Source organism: Serratia sp. 3ACOL1 (assembly GCF_003668775.1).
In the GTDB taxonomy this organism is placed as follows: domain Bacteria; phylum Pseudomonadota; class Gammaproteobacteria; order Enterobacterales; family Enterobacteriaceae; genus Chania; species Chania fonticola.
Map to the genome: position 1 here is coordinate 5,702,992 of NZ_CP033055.1, position 17,019 is coordinate 5,720,010.

At 54.2% G+C, this 17,019-nt stretch carries 13 protein-coding genes; 2 read left to right on the forward strand and 11 right to left on the reverse strand.

Annotated features, from left to right (window positions below; translation table 11 throughout):
* The first annotated feature begins 8 nt into the window (after nt 1-8).
* Nucleotides 9-782: an adenosylmethionine decarboxylase gene (speD, locus tag D9980_RS25835; RefSeq protein ID WP_121608829.1), complete on the forward strand. Its 774-nt coding sequence runs from the start codon at nt 9-11 to the stop codon at nt 780-782.
* A gap of 61 nt (nt 783-843) precedes the next feature.
* Here the strand turns inward: speD and D9980_RS25840 are convergent, their stop codons facing one another.
* The 11 genes from D9980_RS25840 to D9980_RS25890 form a co-directional block, all read right to left on the reverse strand.
* A complete protein-coding gene (locus D9980_RS25840) occupies nt 844-1,386 on the reverse strand; it encodes a fimbrial protein (RefSeq protein ID WP_121608830.1) in 543 nt (180 codons plus the stop codon).
* Between the two features lie 13 nt (nt 1,387-1,399).
* The gene (locus D9980_RS25845; RefSeq protein WP_162304334.1) at nt 1,400-2,518 is read right to left on the reverse strand and encodes a fimbrial protein; all 1,119 of its coding nucleotides are present in this window, start codon (nt 2,516-2,518) and stop codon (nt 1,400-1,402) included.
* A gap of 29 nt (nt 2,519-2,547) precedes the next feature.
* The gene (locus D9980_RS25850) at nt 2,548-5,106 is read right to left on the reverse strand and encodes a fimbria/pilus outer membrane usher protein (protein WP_121608832.1); all 2,559 of its coding nucleotides are present in this window, start codon (nt 5,104-5,106) and stop codon (nt 2,548-2,550) included.
* A 48-nt stretch (nt 5,107-5,154) separates the two neighbouring features.
* Nucleotides 5,155-5,889, reverse strand: coding sequence for a molecular chaperone (locus D9980_RS25855; protein WP_162304335.1), 735 nt, complete (start codon nt 5,887-5,889; stop codon nt 5,155-5,157).
* Nucleotides 5,890-5,961: 72 nt separating this feature from the next.
* Nucleotides 5,962-6,540, reverse strand: a complete 579-nt coding sequence (locus tag D9980_RS25860) for a fimbrial protein (RefSeq protein ID WP_121608834.1) — start codon at nt 6,538-6,540, stop codon at nt 5,962-5,964.
* Between the two features lie 125 nt (nt 6,541-6,665).
* The gene (locus tag D9980_RS25865) at nt 6,666-7,121 is read right to left on the reverse strand and encodes a helix-turn-helix domain-containing protein (RefSeq protein ID WP_121608835.1); all 456 of its coding nucleotides are present in this window, start codon (nt 7,119-7,121) and stop codon (nt 6,666-6,668) included.
* A gap of 574 nt (nt 7,122-7,695) precedes the next feature.
* Nucleotides 7,696-9,891 carry a TonB-dependent siderophore receptor gene (locus D9980_RS25870; RefSeq protein WP_024483624.1) on the reverse strand — a complete coding sequence of 732 codons (2,196 nt, stop codon included), beginning with the start codon at nt 9,889-9,891 and terminating at the stop codon, nt 7,696-7,698.
* A gap of 22 nt (nt 9,892-9,913) precedes the next feature.
* On the reverse strand, nt 9,914-11,239 hold the full coding sequence (locus tag D9980_RS25875) for a lysine N(6)-hydroxylase/L-ornithine N(5)-oxygenase family protein (RefSeq protein WP_121608836.1): 1,326 nt from the start codon (nt 11,237-11,239) through the stop codon (nt 9,914-9,916).
* Nucleotides 11,236-12,984, reverse strand: a complete 1,749-nt coding sequence (gene iucC, locus D9980_RS25880; protein ID WP_121608837.1) for an IucA/IucC family siderophore biosynthesis protein — start codon at nt 12,982-12,984, stop codon at nt 11,236-11,238. The genes D9980_RS25875 and iucC overlap by 4 nt, the downstream gene beginning before the upstream one ends.
* Nucleotides 12,981-13,931, reverse strand: a complete 951-nt coding sequence (locus D9980_RS25885; RefSeq protein WP_121608838.1) for a GNAT family N-acetyltransferase — start codon at nt 13,929-13,931, stop codon at nt 12,981-12,983. The genes iucC and D9980_RS25885 overlap by 4 nt, the downstream gene beginning before the upstream one ends.
* Complete coding sequence (locus D9980_RS25890; protein ID WP_121608839.1) at nt 13,928-15,658, reverse strand: IucA/IucC family siderophore biosynthesis protein; 1,731 nt, start codon at nt 15,656-15,658, stop codon at nt 13,928-13,930. The genes D9980_RS25885 and D9980_RS25890 overlap by 4 nt, the downstream gene beginning before the upstream one ends.
* 133 nt (nt 15,659-15,791) lie before the next feature.
* Here D9980_RS25890 and D9980_RS25895 point away from each other — a divergent pair, with 133 nt between their 5' ends.
* Entirely contained in the window at nt 15,792-17,018 is a 1,227-nt protein-coding gene (locus D9980_RS25895) for an MFS transporter (RefSeq protein WP_121608840.1), read from the forward strand.
* Nucleotide 17,019: the final 1 nt, after the last annotated feature.

The following is a 17,019-nucleotide window of genomic DNA, read 5'->3' on the forward strand; positions in this document are numbered from 1 at the left end:
GAAGTCAATTGCCAAGGCTCAAGCTGCATGGATTCAATAATCTGACCAAGAGTCTGAGTTTTTGTATCTACGATATTTGTTACGCCGAGACGGTAGCTGAGCGTGACGGCTATATCGCCTATATAGACGAGCAATATAATGCCAACCGTCTGGCCGAGATCCTGGTTGAAACCTGTTCGCTGATTGGGGCCAACGTGCTGAGCGTTGCCCGCCAGGACTATGAGCCTCAAGGTGCCAGCGTGACTATTCTCGCCAGTGAGGAGCCGATAAGTCCAAATGGCGTCAAACCTCTCCAGCCAGAGTCCGTCGTGGCGCATTTGGACAAAAGCCATATCTGCGTTCATACCTACCCGGAAAGTCACCCTGGGTGTGGGGTTTGCACCTTTCGTGCCGATATCGACGTCTCGACCTGCGGGGTGATTTCACCGCTGAAAGCCCTCAACTACCTGATCCAGCAGTTGGAGTCAGATATTGTGACGGTCGATTACCTGATCAGAGGTTTTACCCGGGATGTGCATGGGGTGAAGCATTACATCGATCATGAGATCAATTCGATCCAAAACTTCATTTCGCCAGAGATAAAGTCGCTATACCAGATGGTGGATGTAAACGTTTATCAGGAAAATATCTTCCATACTAAGATGTTGCTAAAAGCGTTCGATTTGCATGACTACCTGTTCAGCACCAGGTTGCACACCCTCAGCGAGGCCCGGCAACTGGAGATCAGCAAGCTGTTGTGTAAAGAGATGCAGGAGATTTACTCTGGACGAAATATGCCGTAGATGGGGTGATGCCTGCTACCGGACAAGCGCAGGCATCAATTTGCTCGGTGCACTGAAGAAATCAGTCATAGCTGATATTAAACAGTACCGCACTCTTCACTTTTCCGGGGGTTGCGCGCCCGGTGGCATAATACTCATAGCCGATATCACACTGGCTGCGGTTATCGACAATAACGGCACAGCCAACGCGCGGGCCGGTGCGTAAATCCAGCGGCTTGTCATTCATCAGAAGCCGGATTTCGACGTTTTCGGCCTCGCCGCTCAGCGTATTGACCAGGTTGCCGGTATCCGGACTGACCGTGGGCCCATTTCCCAGCGTAATATAGGGCGTGTAACCGTTGGTACAATGTACCCCGCCGATATGGATGCTGCCTAGCGAACGGCCATGAGTCATACCGGCTGTGCGTAGGCTCCCCACAGAGACCTGCTGCATCATCCAGTCGTAGTCCTTGTGTTCTTGCCCCTCGACGCTGTCAAAATAACAGGTCGCGAGCTTAATGGAGCCAGTGACGTTCAGTATGCCAGTCGAGGCGGCTGCAACGCTGTTACCGCAGCAAATCAGCACCAGCAGAGACAGTATTCTCTGCGTATTCGTTATCTTCATTCTCCACTCCCGGTTATTGGTAAGTGATCATAAACTCTATTTGGGCATCAGCCCTGCCCGCCCGGATAGGGGTTGAGGTTTGAACATAAGTCGCCTTGACGCCCAGGCTGTAATCGCTGCCGCGGTCTTCAAGGAAGGTAATGTAATTTGCCAGATTGATGCTCTGGTTGAATTTGGCCCATTGGTAGTTGCCGTTTTCCTGCCTGAAACTCAGTTGGACACCTACCCCTGAGGCTGCGTCACCGGCGGTGGTATTCAGTTTCGAGATCCCGCGTTCGGCATCAATAAATCCGTTACGCGGTGTCAGCTTGAGGCTGATAACGTTGGGCTTGAACACGCCGTAAGAGGTTGAACCGTAGAAGGCAGGGCAACCCGACAGAACAATCTGGGTCTCGGCGCTGCCTGCCGTGCTGCCGATACCGTTGAACTCATCAGGATAGTGCTCCCCGAGCGGCAGGTAATAATTGTTGCCAACGTTGCAGGTCGCCGGGATCGCCGTCAGGTTGCCCACTATCCTCGCTTGTTGATAGACAAAACTTTCACCATTGCCGTCGAATGAGGTTTTGAACCTGGGGAGATCGCTACTGCTAATAGTTCCGCTGCCGATGTTGGCGGCGATTTTAATCATTGCAATATTAAAACTGACTGCGGCATCGTCTTGGCCGGTAAAGTTGAAAACGCTTTCGCTGCTGGGTGAAAAGAAAGCAGTAAGCCTACCAGGGAGCTGTAGATGGGAGCCGCTGTTACCATCGGGGGTACCTTGCCACAGGGCTACCCCGACGCCAGAAATATTGGTATTGAACACGGTGGGAAACGTCGCGTCACGGTAACTGGATTGGCCATGGGGGGCGCTGATTACGGTGTTAACCAGATCATAAACCCCCGCACGGCACAGCAGACTGGCACCGTTGCCATTAGTCTGGATACGTTGGGAATAGATGACACTGCCGATGGGAAGGTCCTCTCCCACGGTAACATAGCCGCCGATGGTCAATCGGGTATCAAGCGGAGCTTTGACTGCGGAGGAGCTATCCCAATCACAACCCGCACTTGCTGCGAGCGCATTCTGCGCATACAGGCCGCCGCAGAACATCAGTGATATCGCCGTTGCTGAGGCGAATAGTCTTTTCATGTTGTTTCTCATTGTGTGTGGGCACTTCGTCATTGGCAGACTCCTTGAATCAATTGCCTGCTGTCTACAGAGGTGCCTGGCTGCAGCGAATAATGGATGCTGCAATGCTCTGCCTGGCTATCCCCCCATCTCACCTGCAACACGCCTTTCAGGTCGAGATCGCGCGCCACCACCAGGCTGGCCTGGCCGACAACCCCCACGGCGTTGTTCTGTGCATCATAGACGTTGGCAGCGAAGGGCAGTGGGCTACCGTCCGGTCGCTTGGCTCTGATGTAGGTCACCTTGCCGCGTTTGGTTTCATAATCAAGCAGGGCCAATGCCCCGGCGCGGGGGGCGGTGGTATTGCGGGTAGACAGCAACTCCACGTCCTGTGAACTGCCCTTGGGATCGATATCGACCTGATTGAGATAGTAGGGCCGCAGGTAAGGGACGATGGCATAGCCAAAACGGTCGATCTGAACGCCGGGAGCGCCGGTGACGAGAGCGCCTTCAGCACCAGGTGCCCGTACCAGACCGCCTGTTTCGCCAAGTGATTGCCCTAAAGTGATACCGCCACGGTGGGCTACCAGAGCACCATCCATGCTTGCTGAAACCTGCCGGTTTCCCTGCCCATAACTATAATTTGCGCCCATATGGGCAAAGGATGAGCGGTAGCCAACGCCACCGTTGAAAAAGTTGCTATTGCCTTCAGTATTACGACTGGTGCTGACGACATAGTTAAACTGATTCTGTTCACCCGCATTGCCCGACAGGCCAATCAGGCCAGTGCTCCCCTTGTCGTCGGTAGTGCCGGTAGCATTGAGCGTTGGCGCATGGAGGTTCGAGCCTAGCGGTAACGAGAGCGTCAACGCGTATTGGGTTTCCCGCCGATCCGCCGTTGTCTCTTCTGTATTTCCTGTGAGTTGCCCGCTTAGCGTTCGGTTAACCGAAAGGGTATAGCTGAGATTGCGCCAGAAGTTGCTATAGCCTAGCTGCAGGCTCTGTTGTGAACTGCTCTGGTTCCAGTAAGAGGTATAATTGCCGGTGGCATACAGGCTTCCCCAGCCTTCTCCCAGTTGCTGGTTGACCGAAAGCGTAAACAGGCTGCGTTGACGGCCATAGGCATCGATATTTCCATTACGCAGTGCCAGATCGCGCAGCTGCACAGCGTCATTTAAGCTCAGGAAACCGTCGGTTGAGTAACGATAAGCGGCTACTGAGAAGCTGGTTTGTGTTTCTGGATACATCTGGCTGAAGCCGATACGATAGCTTTGTCCTGAACGCGGATGCTGGCCGGGCAACCGGGTTTTCGCTTGTGTAACATCCAATGAAAGTGCGCCGATAAACGTGTTCATGGCACCACCCAATAAGGCCGAAAGGTACCCTTTGCTGGCGGTAGCGCCGGTGTAGCCGGTGATGAAATTACTCAGGCCCAACTGGTAGGTCAGGCTGCCAAACTCAGGCTTGTTTGCCAACCCATCACTATTCACTTTACCCGCAGCCACTTCGTAGCGGCTTATTCCTGGCCGCAACATTTGAGTCACTGAAGCATAAGGAACCGTGAAGGTTCTGACTTGGCCATTGGCCTCTTCTACTTGTACGGTCAATTCCCCTCCATAGCTGGTGGGGTAGAGATCGTTAATCTCGAAAGGCCCCGGAGATACCGTCGTGGTATAGAGCGTGTAACCATTCTGAGTAATGATCACTCTGGCGTTGGTATTGGCTATGCCACGAACTACGGGGGCGTAGCCACGTAGAGCGTCAGGTAGCATGCGGTCATCAGAATAAAGTCTGACCCCTCGGAAACGTATGCCGTCAAACAGTTCGCCACTGGTAAAGGCGTCACCCAGGATCAATTGAGATTGCAGCGCGGTAACATCGCGGCTGATATAGGAAGATGTGCTTGTGTAATCCCCGCCACTCTCTCCCGAGGACCAATTGATGCTGCCGTTATTTCGCACGCGCCAAGGGCCGAAATTCAGACCGTTACGCAGCCCGAGATAGCCGTAGGTGTTGCTGTTTTCCCGCTGTCTTGACTGATAAACGTTGGCGTTGTAGTTCACTATCAAGGCGGTTAAGCCATCCTCCCACAGCTCGGGATTGACATAGCCACGCGGTATCCTGTTGAGCAACAACTGCGGTATCGTCAACGTCAGCTTTTGCTCGCCGACATCAAAACTGACGGTCGTCCCGGGCAGGAGTTCACTGAGTGAACCGCAATAGCCCTCTTGCACTAATGGCGCCAATTGCACGGCAGGGATCTGAGCCAACAGTTTCTCTGCGCTCAAATTGAGCAACGAAAAGAAACTGCCCGGATAGCAGGGAAGGGTTTGCAGGTTATTGCCCGGCTGGGCCTTAAACTGGATTTTTTCATTGCCGATCCGTTGGCCGTTAAGCTCGATCGCCACGGTGTAGATGCCAGGAACAACGACGTTACTGCGGCTGAATTGGGCCGGATCAAATGTTCCTACCTTACCGCCAGGGAAAAAACTGGGGTCGAATGTCACTTCTTCCGGCGTGTCTGCCGCATAGCTGGAAGTGGCCGAAACCATGGCACATGAAAGAAACCACTTCAGCACGGTTTTTATTGTCGGTTTACACCTAGTCATAGCGTCCTTGATGACTCAGATAAGCCAATACTCTGAAAAAGGGTTATGTCAGCGGCCTAACGGGTATGTTTTTTCAATAAAAGCCCCGTAGTCATTAATCGCCTTGGTGATTACGCTATTTGGCGGCACCGCAATGACCTTGTTATCGCGTTTTAGTTGAAAGGTTTGCTCAGAGAAGGGGGCGATCATGCCGCCATCTGTGCCGGCTACCGAGGCGATGCCATAACCAGATAACTGCACGGAGGCATAGCTGATATGGTATGGCGTGGGGTTTTTAGCGAGCAGTTTTTCCCCTTGCCGTTGCCAGCTCACCTTATCCAGGGTTTCCAGTGACAGCCCTGGCAACGTTGAGGGGCGGTAAAATACCTTCAGGCGGTTGCGATAGGCGATGGAGAGGTAATTCTGATCCCCTTTCGACTGGGGAGGGACTTCAAGCACGTTGATCCAATATAGCGTCTCGCGGTCGGTGGCGTGACTTACCAAAGGCGTTGAGGTAATACGCAAGGTTTGCGCCTTGGCGGGTTCAACTCGTGAAACCGGTGGCATGATCATAAAAGGAACATCGCTGTCTTCAGGAGCTGAATTCGCATCGCCGGCATCTATCCAAGATTGAACCAATAGCGGGAAACGGCTTTTATTTTCCAGTTTCAGCGTGACTTCTTTGGCATCACTTGGGTAGATCACGCGCGTACCCGATATGACGATACCAGCATGTAAAGAGGTGGAAAAAAATCCGCTCAACAGCAGCGATAGCAGTAGCCAATATTTTTTAATCAAGCACATAACAATCTCGTCAGTAAAGACGTGGCAAATATGGCCCTGTGGTAACAGGGCCATAACCTATTCAATCAGGTTTTATTGATAAACGATGCTGTATTTAACCGTAGAGGCAACTTGGCCCGGGCCCGCCGCGCCACCAACAGCAACATACTGGCCAAAGTAGGTATATTCGGCAGTTTGATTGGCGATGGTTTTTGGCGCATGGTTGTTATTGCCGGAAACCAGGTTGATCGGGCTGTTGGTTTCGCCATTCAGGATTTGTACCTGAACATTTGTCGCTGGATTGGTGGCTGAAGTATTTTTCAACCAACCAGTCGCATTATCGATAGCCGGGCTAGTTGGTTCAAAATACACTGAAGCAATCTTACCGTTGGTGCAGTTTAAATCAGTAGGGCCACCCAGTTTGATGGTAAATGGTGCAGGCTTGGCCGTGGCACCGGCAAAGCTTAACTCACTGGCGCTGACCGTCTCTAAAGGCACGTTCAGATCAACAGCACCATTTGGCGTCTGATCGTTGATCAGGCAGGTTGCGTCAGTGACTTCACCGGTGAAATTGATATTACCACCCGCTACGGTGATAGCGGCGGAAGCCGGAAGCGCAGCGAAGCCGCCGATAGCCAGTGAGAGAGCCATTACTAATGTGGTTTTTTTCATTGCATATGTTCCTTGTTAATTATCCTTAAAATACTCTGAGCGTTACATGGAGTAACATCAGAGCCGTCATTTCACTATGGCAGTGAAAATACTGTTCCCTTTTATGGCGGTAATAAACAATCAAATCATATTTTTTTTATATATAGTGGAGTCACATGGGCTCCACGTAAGGTATATCCTTTTCCTCTCGAACTTTTAATAAAGTCATCGGCGATACCAATTTTACTTAGCCTTGCTTTAAGTTCGGAAATAACTTGGGTCAATCTTGTGGTTGAGGAGGAGAGGTTATAATTCTCCCAAACCTGCACCAGTAACTCCTGGTTGGAAACATAGCCACAGCTGGCGTGTGCCAATAGATAAGTCAGCAACCGCAGCATCGTTTCACGCAGTCTTAGATAGTTGGTAAATCGTTCCTCACCCTGATGGGGGTACTCTATCGTATTATAGAGTTTGATTACCGAACTCGATTTGATATCTACCTGATACTCATCATTGATAATATAGCCAAAAAGCAATAATCCGCTCTCACTCGTCTTGGTGATGGGGGCTGCTACATATTTAATTTGAATCGTATCATCCATTATCAACTCCGCCGCATCCGCTGCTAAAACTGTCTGGCTCTGACTTCATCAATCGGAACTGTCATTCCCATACATTGGCTTTATATATTATTGCCTGAAGAGTTAATGTCAATTCATAAAAATAAAAAAATAACCGAAATAAAAAGAGTTTAAATCTTGTTGTTGGCGTTTTTTTGATATTTTCGTTTGTTTTTGTCGATTATTTGGCTGGATTTTGATATTTAATATCATTACTGTAGGGAATTTAATGCATAAGCATAATATGCTGTTTTGGGAGCGTTATAGTCTTTGTTTTTTGTTTTTTCTTTTAAAAATCGCGTGAGTGAAGTTAAGGTTGAAATAGTCTGCGATCTGACATGTTTTCTATTCGGAGGAATCTTAATGACTTTTTATCTTATATTTTATTTTCGTCGTTCGCAAGTAGGATAAATCGCAATAATAACAGGTGTGTATAGATATTAAACATATCTGTGTTTTTTTATTTATGATTTTGGTGTTGGTGGGGCTCGCATCCCTTGTGCGGATGAAAAGCAGGCCGAATAGAGGAATTCGGCCTGGTGACATCGGAGAGGTCTTAGAACAGCACTGAGTAGTTCAAACCAAAGGTACGGCCACGGCCTTTATAGCTGTATAACTCCGGCGCGCCGTAGGTTGGGCTATACAGGATTGGCGCCCGTTGGCCCCACACGGTGGTGTAGTCTTTGTCCAACAGGTTCTCTACGCTGAAGCTGACCTTGCCCACCGGCAGGGCATAGCTGCTGAGGACGTCAATGGTGTTATAGCCGTCGAGCTTGCGGCCCTGGCTGTCGGAAACGTCGAAGGTCTGCTGCGACTGCACGCGAACCGTCCAGTCACCCGGTGCCCAGTTAACGTAGGCGGTGGCTTTCGACGGGCTGGCGGTGTCGACGGTCAACTTTTCCCATTTGCCATCGGTCTTGGTTTCCGACTTGATCAGGTTGAAGGTGGCACCGGTGCTCCATTCGCTGTCGTCGAAGAAGTAGTCCACCGCGCCTTCCATCCCGTAAATCCGACGCTTATCAGTGTTCATGCTGATGGTCATATCGGTCTTGTTGATGGTGATGGTCTTGTCTGACAGGGAATAGTAGGCCGCAAGCTGGGTACGCAGGTTGTCGCCATTGTAGCGCCAGCCCAGCTCGTAGGAGTCAACCTTGATGCCGTCCAGCTTGGAGTCATTGACGTTGACGCTTTTTTGCAGCTGATAGTGGCCGTTCACCAGCTTATAGGTGCCGGAGCCGTAATATTTGGCCAGATCCGGGATCTCAAACCCTTGTGAGAAGTTGAACCAGGTCTGTTGGCGTTCTGTCAGATGGGCCAGCAAACCGGCATTGAACAGCGCGTTGTTGTAGTCGGTTTTACCACCCGGCACGGCATCGGCAGAGGTCGCCAGACCGTTGGCGATCCCTTGTTGCTGTGCGTAGCCAACGAAATCATCCACCTTGTTCTCGGTGTACTGGTAGCGCACGCCGCCGCTCAGGGTAAACATCGGATCGATGTCGTAGCTGGCCTGCATGAACGGTGCCAGGTTGGTGGTGGTATAGCTCGGGTAGCGGCCGACGTTGTAGGCATTTTGCAGCGTCATCCCGCCAGACTGCTGGGCCAGTGCCAGATTGAAGAACTGCTGGTTGGCATTGAAGCTTTCATGATCGGCATCGAAGCCGTAGGTCAGCGTCAGGCTGTCGATCGGTTTGCTGTTCAGGGTCAGCTTACCGCCGTAGAAATCGGTTTTCTGTTGTGAGGCGCCGATGCTAGTTACCTTGCCGCCGCTCAGGGTTGGGAACGGATAGAAAGTCAGCGATTCATCACGATAATAAACCTGTGCCACCAGATCCTGGCCCCAGAAATCGGTGTTGGAGTATTGCAGGTTGATCAAATGGCGTTCGGTGCCTGGAATGCGATCCGAATCCAGATTACCGCTGTTGTAGGCCTGCCCGTTACCGGTCACCGCCGAGAAGTTTTGCCCCAGATACAGGCCGTGCTTACCGTCTGACTCGCTGTTGAAATATTGCGTGGTCAGTTGCAGCTGCTGGTGATCGTCGATGTTGATGGTGCCGGTGCCCATCAGGTCGATACGATCGGAATATTGCAGGCCGGTTTGGGTGTTGTCGATCAGCACCTCGTCGCCTTTGCCGTCATACCAGCCGCCGTAACGCTGATAGGAAACCGACAGGCGCCCGGAGGCTTTATCGGTGCCGCCGCTGACCGCTGCCGACACGTTTTCGTCGTGATCGCTGCTGCTGTTAAAGCCGGTTTTACCGCCAAGCTGCAGCTCAACCTGTTTTTCCTCCTGGCCCTTCTTGGTCACGATGTTGACCAGGCCACCGGTGCTGCCGCCGCCGTACAGCGAGGTAGCCCCGGAAATCACCTCAATATGGGCGATGTTGAACGGATCGATCGAATCTAGCTGGCGGCTGTCGCTGCGCGATGAGTTCAAGCGTACGCCGTCGATCATCACCATCATTGAGCGGCCACGCAGGTTCATGCCGTAGTTGGTACGGCCTTGGCTGCTGACGTCCATGCCCGGGATCAGCTGCGACAGCACATCCTTGATCTCTTTACCGCCCTGCACCTGCTGCTCAATTTCCTGGCCTTCGATCACCCAGGTGGTCTGGGCCATTTCCGCTACGCTGCGATGAGAGCGGCTGGCGGAAACCACCAGTTGGTCATCATTTTTTTGTTCTTCTGCCCAGGCCGTTGGTGCGAGCATTGCTAACAGGCAAGGGTTTAGTACCCAGAGGTGTCTGCGTTTCATTATTGTTCAAACGTTTCCATGGTTAGTTAAAGTTAAAGATGGCGTCGTGTGCAGCTTGGGCGGTTACCGCTGCCTGCTGGCTACGCCATTGGATCACCGCCGGGGTGGACGTTAAGTCGAACTGGTCGCGTCCTAATGCCCGGTTGAGAATACGGGCCGAACGCCAAGCCATCAGGCTGAGCTGGGGTTCGGCAATGCCATGACTGTGCATGCCGGCATTGACGGCAAACAGACAGTTTTCGCTCGGACCCTGCCATTCCAGGGTGAAGTCAGGGGTAATGCGATACTCATCGTTCGCCGTAGTCAGCAGGCGATTGGCCAATGGTGCGAGAAACGCCGGGCGGTCTTGCTGATAGCCGGTGGCGAAGATCACCACGTCGCAGTCGAAGGTTTCCTTGCCCTGATCGAGGTGGTGATGGGTGACCAGTTGATAGCCATTGCCGGATGCGTGCATCGCGGCCAATGAGCGGCTAGGCAGCAGGTGGGCCCAAGGCTTTTCGCGTAATACTTCAAAGCGGTGATACATCGCCTGGTAAATCGCCAGCAGCGATCCGCTGGTGATGCCGTCCGACGTCATTTTCTGCTCGGTGAGCATGCGCTGTTTGGCGCTGTCGCTCAGAGTGTAGAAGCTTTCTACGTATTCCGGCGTGAAGTACTCATTGGCGAAGGCGGCTTCGTCCAGCGCGTTGTAATTGTTGCGGCGCGAGATCCAGTTCAACTGCTTGGGCTGGCCCCACTCGGCGCGGAAAATATTCAAAAACAGATCGGCACCGCTTTGGCCGCCGCCGATTACGGTGACGCGCTTGCCGGTAAGGTCCGGGTTACGCAGGCTCATTTCGCTGGCATGGAAGCAGCGATCGTTTTGTTCGCTGACGCAGTCCGGCAGCTTGGGGCGTTTGCCTATCCCTAAGCAGATATGGCGCGCACGGTAGACATCACGCTGGGTGGTGACAACAAATTGGCGTTGCTGGTCGTCAAAATCCACGCTGCGGATGTCTTGGCTGAACTCAAGCGTATCCAGCCCGTTAGCCGCCCAGTCGAGATAGTCGGCGAACTCTTCGCGGGAGACCGTGCGCTGCTCGGTGGTCAGGAAACGGTAGAACTTCTTCCTTTTCACCAGGTAGTTGAGAAAGCTGTACGGGTTGGTCGGCGAAACCGCGCTGACCAGATCCTTGAGGAAACTGGTCTGCATATGGCAGTCCGGCACCATCATGCCCGGGTGCCAGGAGAAGTGCGGTTTGCGTTCGAAAAACTTGCTGTTAAAGCCGGTAACCTCACTGCCAAGTGCGGCAATGCTCAGATTGAATGGGCCGACGCCGATGCCGATGAAATCCAGAGGCTGATTCATTGGGCAAACTCCTTGGAGACCAAATAAAGAGGGTTATCCAGATCTTGCAGGTAGTTCGGCAACATGCGGCTGCCGCCATCCTGCTCTGAATAGGTGAGTTTCACCGGGTTGAGTACCACGCGAATAATCTGTGGCTTGAAAAGGTCGAACAGGGCAAAGCGGTCGGCCAACTGCGGATGCTGCGCCATATAGCGCTCCAGCATCTGTGCCAGCACTTGATAGAAACGCGGTTCGCTTATGCCGCAGCCGCTCATCAGCGGCGAAATGAAACGCAGCACGGTGACGAAATGCCCGGTTTGCAGGTCATGGATCAGATAGTCGGCAGGCAGGCGCACCGTTACGTCTTTTACCACCTGTGGCAGTGACGCGGCCTGTGGGAAGTCCTGATCCACCAGGCGCATATCGCCCTGGAAATCTTTTAGCAGCACCCGTTGCGGCACATGGTCTTTCATCACCAGCGTGATGTTCTGGCCATGGGCGATCAGTGCCACCCCGTAGCAGCACATCAGGTGGTACATCGGTAGCACCACCGCCTGGAACATCTGCGCCAGCCACGCCTCTGCGCTCAGGCCGGAACGGGCGATGTAGGCGGCGATCAGCGGTTCACCCTGATTGTCGGTTTCCATCAGCGTTGCCATCAGGATCGCCTGCTCGTCCGGTTGCATATAACAGGACGGGTTTTCACGCCAGATCACCCCGAGCATTTCCTGATAACGGTAGGGAGCCTTGGGCAGCGCGCCGTAGGTTGGATGGGCCAGGTAGCCCGCCGCCGGTTCACCCAGGATCTGGGCGCCGCTGGCCTGCAAAGTGCTGTCGCTGGCGAAAATCTGCTGTAACCAGCGTGAAGCCGCAGGCCCGGCGCTGATGTACTTGCCCGGAATGCCGCGATAGCAGGAGGTGTTGTAAATGGTCAACGGCAGCTTGATATCGAAGGGCACCCGGCGGCTGGTATTGGTCAACGTGCGCAGGGACTGCTGAGCCAGATAGCGATCGCCAAACTCGCCCAGCTCAACCAGTTCACCGCTGGCCAGTTGTGGCAGGAAATGCAGCGCAATTTTTTGCTGCCATTGCCATGGGTGCAAAGGCACCGGCAGCCAGTCGTTGTCCAACTTCAGGTCGTGCCAACGGCGGTCAAAGCGTTGGCGTTCCCCGCTGTCCATCGCGCTGTTGAGCAAGTTTTCTAGCGGGAAGTCCTCGTCAATGCACCAGACAAAGCTGCTGCGTTTAGCTGCCACCCAGTGCAGCTGGAACTGGCCCTGATATTCTGGCGCATACTGTTGCAGTGCAGTCAGCCCCCAGCCACGGCGCCCCTTGTTGAAGACGAACTTCGGGTGGCCTGCCAACAGGCATTGCAGCGCGTCGGCATCCAGCGCAATCAGATCGTTGGCGCTCATCCCGTGGCGAGCGGTGAGTAACTGCATGTCACCGCGTAGGGTGGCGTACAGATCTTCCAAATGTTCGGCGATCTGTGCGTCGTCCATCTTCAGCACCTGCGCCAGATGCCGCAGCGTTTGATCGGCGGCCAGCGGCAGGCGATCGCAGCTCAGGCTGTTGGCATCGATGTGCAACCAACCCCAGATCCCGCGTTTGGCGTTAAAGCTGTAAGTCGCGTCACCGAGGGCTATTTGCCATTGGCCGCCGTGTTCCTCGGCCTGCAAGGTGCGCTCGTACTCCAGTTCCGCCAGGATTTTGGCGATCATCTGCAGGTTAACGCGTTGCCAATCAGCGTAATCGTGGCGGCTCATACCTGTCCCTCGCGGAAGAAGTCATCACGCTGGTTCATGATCAGCCGTGAGCGTTTATGGGGGAAATCAAACTCTTTCAGCGTTTGGTAGCTAGCGGTGGGGAGATGGCGGAACAGCCGCTGATTATCTGCACGCGGCTCGGCCACGACGCGAGTGGTGCGGGGGTCATCCAGGTATAAATAGTGGGTCAGGCCACGTAGCCAACTGCGGATGTACTGCGCACCACGCCAGTCCTCTTCGCCGACCAGCATGTGCAGGCCACGATCGAACGGCTGCCAGCGATAGTGGCGGCCAATGCGATCTTCGGGCGCCCAGTAAACTTCGAAATAGCCAAACGGCTGGTCGTCAAAGCAGCCCAGCAGCGGGTAGCAATAGCTGGAATCAAGCTGGCGCTGTAAATAGGCGGCCTGAACCTCGAGCGGACCACTCATTTCCCAGAAGGCGTCAACGCGGGGGGAATTCATCCAACGGGTGAACTGCTCGGCGTCGCGCTCGACTTCAGGTAAACGGAAACTCAAGCTACGTTTGATTTGCGGATCGTAGCGGCGATACACCTCACCGCTGGGCCGGGCAGGGCGCTGCGGGAACCACAGTTCGCGCTCGGCATCGTATTGCATCTGGCCGCCAGCGCTATGGCGTTCGGCAATCAGCCACAGCGGCAACTGATAGAAGGTTTCACGGGCTAGGTAATCACCGCTGGCTTGGGCGAACAGTGCCAGAGCCTGTGGCTCCTCACGCCATTCGGCATAGGGAAGAGCAATGCCGCTCAGCTGTGGAGCTGCGATCAGCAACTGATCCAATGCCTGGATCAACCAGCCTGCTGGCAGTGAGCCTGGATAATGCAACTCAGCGCTGCCGTCCAATCCCAGGCTAAGGGACAGGTTTTTCCCCAGCAGTTCGCAACGGAATCCGCTGGTGGCGTGAACAATCTTGGCAACGGGCATCATTGAGCGGCCTCCACGCGCAGCGGATTGGTGAAATCAAAGTAGATCACCGCCGGATCGACAATGGTGTTCTCATTGTGATCGTGCAGATAGCAGAAGAAGTTGCCCTTGCAGTTCCAATGTTGGCTGTCGAGCACATAGTCCAGGCAACGGGTATTTTTCGCCGTGTTACGCAGCGTGGTTAATGCATCCCGTACTCGTCTCATCAGGCTCTCTTCACTGTCGAACCCTGCTGCCGCCATTGCGGCGGTCACGGCCAACGTAGAATTCACCAGCAAGTAGTAGGGGAAGTAGCGCAACAGCTGCTGCTCGCTAAAGCGATTCTCCGCTTCGGCTTCGCCGATTTCATCCAACCAAGGCGTGGCATCGCGGGTAAAGCCGCTGCCCTGGCAATCGCGGTACAGCATGCCCACCGGCAAGTCCTGCTGCATTTCCACCAGAATGTTTTGCTGATGGGCCAGCAACACCAGGCCGTAGTCGGCTTCGGCGCTGAACAGGGGTAGCAGCACCTGCTGGCAGTAAGCGTCCAGCCAGCAATGGGCTGCTTGTTGCAACGGCAAGTTCAGGCGGGCAGCCAGGCGACGAACTGCCGCGGCTAACAGGCTATCACCACCGTCTGGCGCGGCCTGTGTCAGGGTAACCAACACGTTGGTTTGGTTCTGCGCCTGACCGAACAGCAGGTTATCGCGCAGCGCCATCAGGCTTTCTTCCTGGATTCTGCCGTCTGCGGAACGTAATCCGGCCCAACCATCTTCCTGCATCACGCGCATCGTTGGGTAACGAGCTTGCAGTTCCTGCCAGCGGGAGGTCTGTGCCAGTCGAGCCAGACGCATACCGCGCTTCACTTCTTTGACCGACAGGGTACGCACCGAGTTGGTTAGCCGTACGCTGAGGGAGAACTTGATCATGTCGCGGCTGCCCGCGTGATACAGCGAACGTGAAGAGCTGGTTGGCAGCCAACGTTCACCGGCCTCACCCAGATCGCACAGCTTGTGCTGCTCGACCAATTCGCGGCACCAGCTTTGTGCCAGCAGATAATCGGCCTGCCATGGATGCATCGGCAGCAGCCAGACGTCATCGGTAAAATGGCCTAGCAGCTGCGGCGCGCTTTCTGCGGTAAAGCGTTGCAGGCGCTGCTGTAACGTCAGGTCCAGGCTGTCGCCACACAGGTTGCGCTTATCTACTGCAAACCAGCGCAGGGGGAAGCTGCCAGCAAAATCTGGCAGGTAGCGCTGTGCCTGCTGCTGATCGAAGGGCTCATGGGATTTCGGAGCCGGGTGGAAGGCATGGCCAGCTAATAACCCTTGTTCCGCCTGGGCAAAATTCAGCGGCTGGTCACGTAGCTTTGGCCAGTCCAGCCGGATGGCGATCGCCTGTTGGGTATTGTCATGACTTTCCAGCACTCGCTGGCGAAAGCGTGCCAAAACCTCCTCACTCAGTTGGCCTTTTATCGCCGGTTTGGCCAGCAACAACGTAACCAACCGCTCAAAACTTAGCGCTTCACCGTTGCCATTCAGGCAGGCGGGGAACTGATATTGATGATGTTGGGTTGGCGAGATATGCCGTAATGGAATGCGAATGAACTGGCTATCCGAAAGTGGGAGATGTAGCTGAGGTTGTTGGCTATGGGTTGCCGGCACGATGTGCCAGTCCCGGGTTTCACGCATTAGCGCGTTGAGGAAACATTGCGCAGCCACATCGGTTGCTGCGCTTGCTAACTGGATGGTCATGACCCTTGTCACTCTGGAGCGATTGAGAATGATTCTTATATCAATAGTTCTTATTATTATCAATCACTGCATGATACAATTTTTTGATTAATCACACACAAAAACATCATTTTTTTAACGGTTATTTTACTTAATGCGCTTATTTCCGGGTTCAAAAATCGTTGCAATTGGTAATGATTCTCCTTCAAACTGGCCGCTGGCATTTTGTGCCGGGCTATTGGGCATTGGGCAAAATGGTTTGCTGGTCGCATTACCCGTGTTGGTCAGCCTGACCCAGCTCTCGCTGTCGGTTTGGGCAGGATTGCTAACGCTGGGATCGATGCTGTTTCTGGTCGGCTCTCCCTGGTGGGGGCGGCAGGCAGAAATTCGCGGCTGTAAATACGTGGTGGTTATGGCCCTGGCGGGTTACCTGCTCAGCTTTGCGTTATTGGCGTTGGCCGTGTGGGGGCTGGCTGCTGGCTGGCTGCCTGAAATGGCTGGGTTGGGTGGCTTGATCGTGGCGCGCATTATCTACGGCTTGACAGTATCGGGCATGGTGCCAGCCAGCCAGACTTGGGCGCTGCAACGCGCTGGGTATGAACAACGTATGGCGGCGTTGGCCACTATCAGTTCCGGCCTCAGTTGTGGCCGGTTGCTTGGTCCGCTGTGTGCGGCCCTGGCGCTGTCTCTGCACCCGATGGCTCCGCTGTGGTTGATGGCGATTGCGCCGCTGATCGCGTTACTGGTGATCTGTCGCCAGCATAACGATCCGCCACTGCCAGCCGTGGCGCATCAGCAAAACCGCCTGCGGCTGACGATGATGCCCTATTTATTGTGTGCGTTGCTGCTGGCGGGCTGTGTCAGCCTGATGCAGTTGGGCTTGGCTCCGCATTTGCAGCAACTGTTTAGCCATTCGGCGACGACCGTTAGCCACCATGTGGCGGTATTGCTCAGCGTGGCAGCGGGTTGCACGCTGTTGGCACAGTTTTTGGTGGTGCGACCGCAGCGTCTTACTCCGCCGCAGCTACTGATGGTTGCCGCTTGGTTGATGATCGCTGGCTTGGGGTTGATGTGTACCGCTCCGCTGGCGCTGTTTTATCTCGGCTGTGCGCTGGCTTCGTTTGGAGCCGCGATGGCGACGCCGGGCTATCAACTGATGCTGAACGATAGGTTATCTACCGGCAAAGGGGCGGGAGCTATCGCCACCAGCCATACGCTGGGCTACGGCGCGAGCGCGCTGATGGTTCCGGTGGTGAGTAAATTTTACGGTGAGTCGCAGTTGGTTGCGGCGGCACTGGTAGCCGCCGTCCTGTTGGGCGGCATTAGCAGCTGGCTCTGGTGCCAGCATCGAATGGCAGACATTGCGCGGGAGAGTCAGTGAT

Coding starts and splice junctions, on each gene's coding strand:
- D9980_RS25840 (WP_121608830.1), bottom strand. CDS start 1,386: ATGAAGATAACGAATACGCAGAGAATACTGTCTCTGCTGGTGCTGATT.
- D9980_RS25845 (WP_162304334.1), bottom strand. CDS start 2,518: ATGAAAAGACTATTCGCCTCAGCAACGGCGATATCACTGATGTTCTGC.
- D9980_RS25850 (WP_121608832.1), bottom strand. CDS start 5,106: ATGACTAGGTGTAAACCGACAATAAAAACCGTGCTGAAGTGGTTTCTT.
- D9980_RS25855 (WP_162304335.1), bottom strand. CDS start 5,889: ATGTGCTTGATTAAAAAATATTGGCTACTGCTATCGCTGCTGTTGAGC.
- D9980_RS25860 (WP_121608834.1), bottom strand. CDS start 6,540: ATGAAAAAAACCACATTAGTAATGGCTCTCTCACTGGCTATCGGCGGC.
- D9980_RS25865 (WP_121608835.1), bottom strand. CDS start 7,121: ATGGATGATACGATTCAAATTAAATATGTAGCAGCCCCCATCACCAAG.
- D9980_RS25870 (WP_024483624.1), bottom strand. CDS start 9,891: ATGAAACGCAGACACCTCTGGGTACTAAACCCTTGCCTGTTAGCAATG.
- D9980_RS25875 (WP_121608836.1), bottom strand. CDS start 11,239: ATGAATCAGCCTCTGGATTTCATCGGCATCGGCGTCGGCCCATTCAAT.
- iucC (WP_121608837.1), bottom strand. CDS start 12,984: ATGAGCCGCCACGATTACGCTGATTGGCAACGCGTTAACCTGCAGATG.
- D9980_RS25885 (WP_121608838.1), bottom strand. CDS start 13,931: ATGATGCCCGTTGCCAAGATTGTTCACGCCACCAGCGGATTCCGTTGC.
- D9980_RS25890 (WP_121608839.1), bottom strand. CDS start 15,658: ATGACCATCCAGTTAGCAAGCGCAGCAACCGATGTGGCTGCGCAATGT.
- D9980_RS25895 (WP_121608840.1), top strand. CDS start 15,792: ATGCGCTTATTTCCGGGTTCAAAAATCGTTGCAATTGGTAATGATTCT.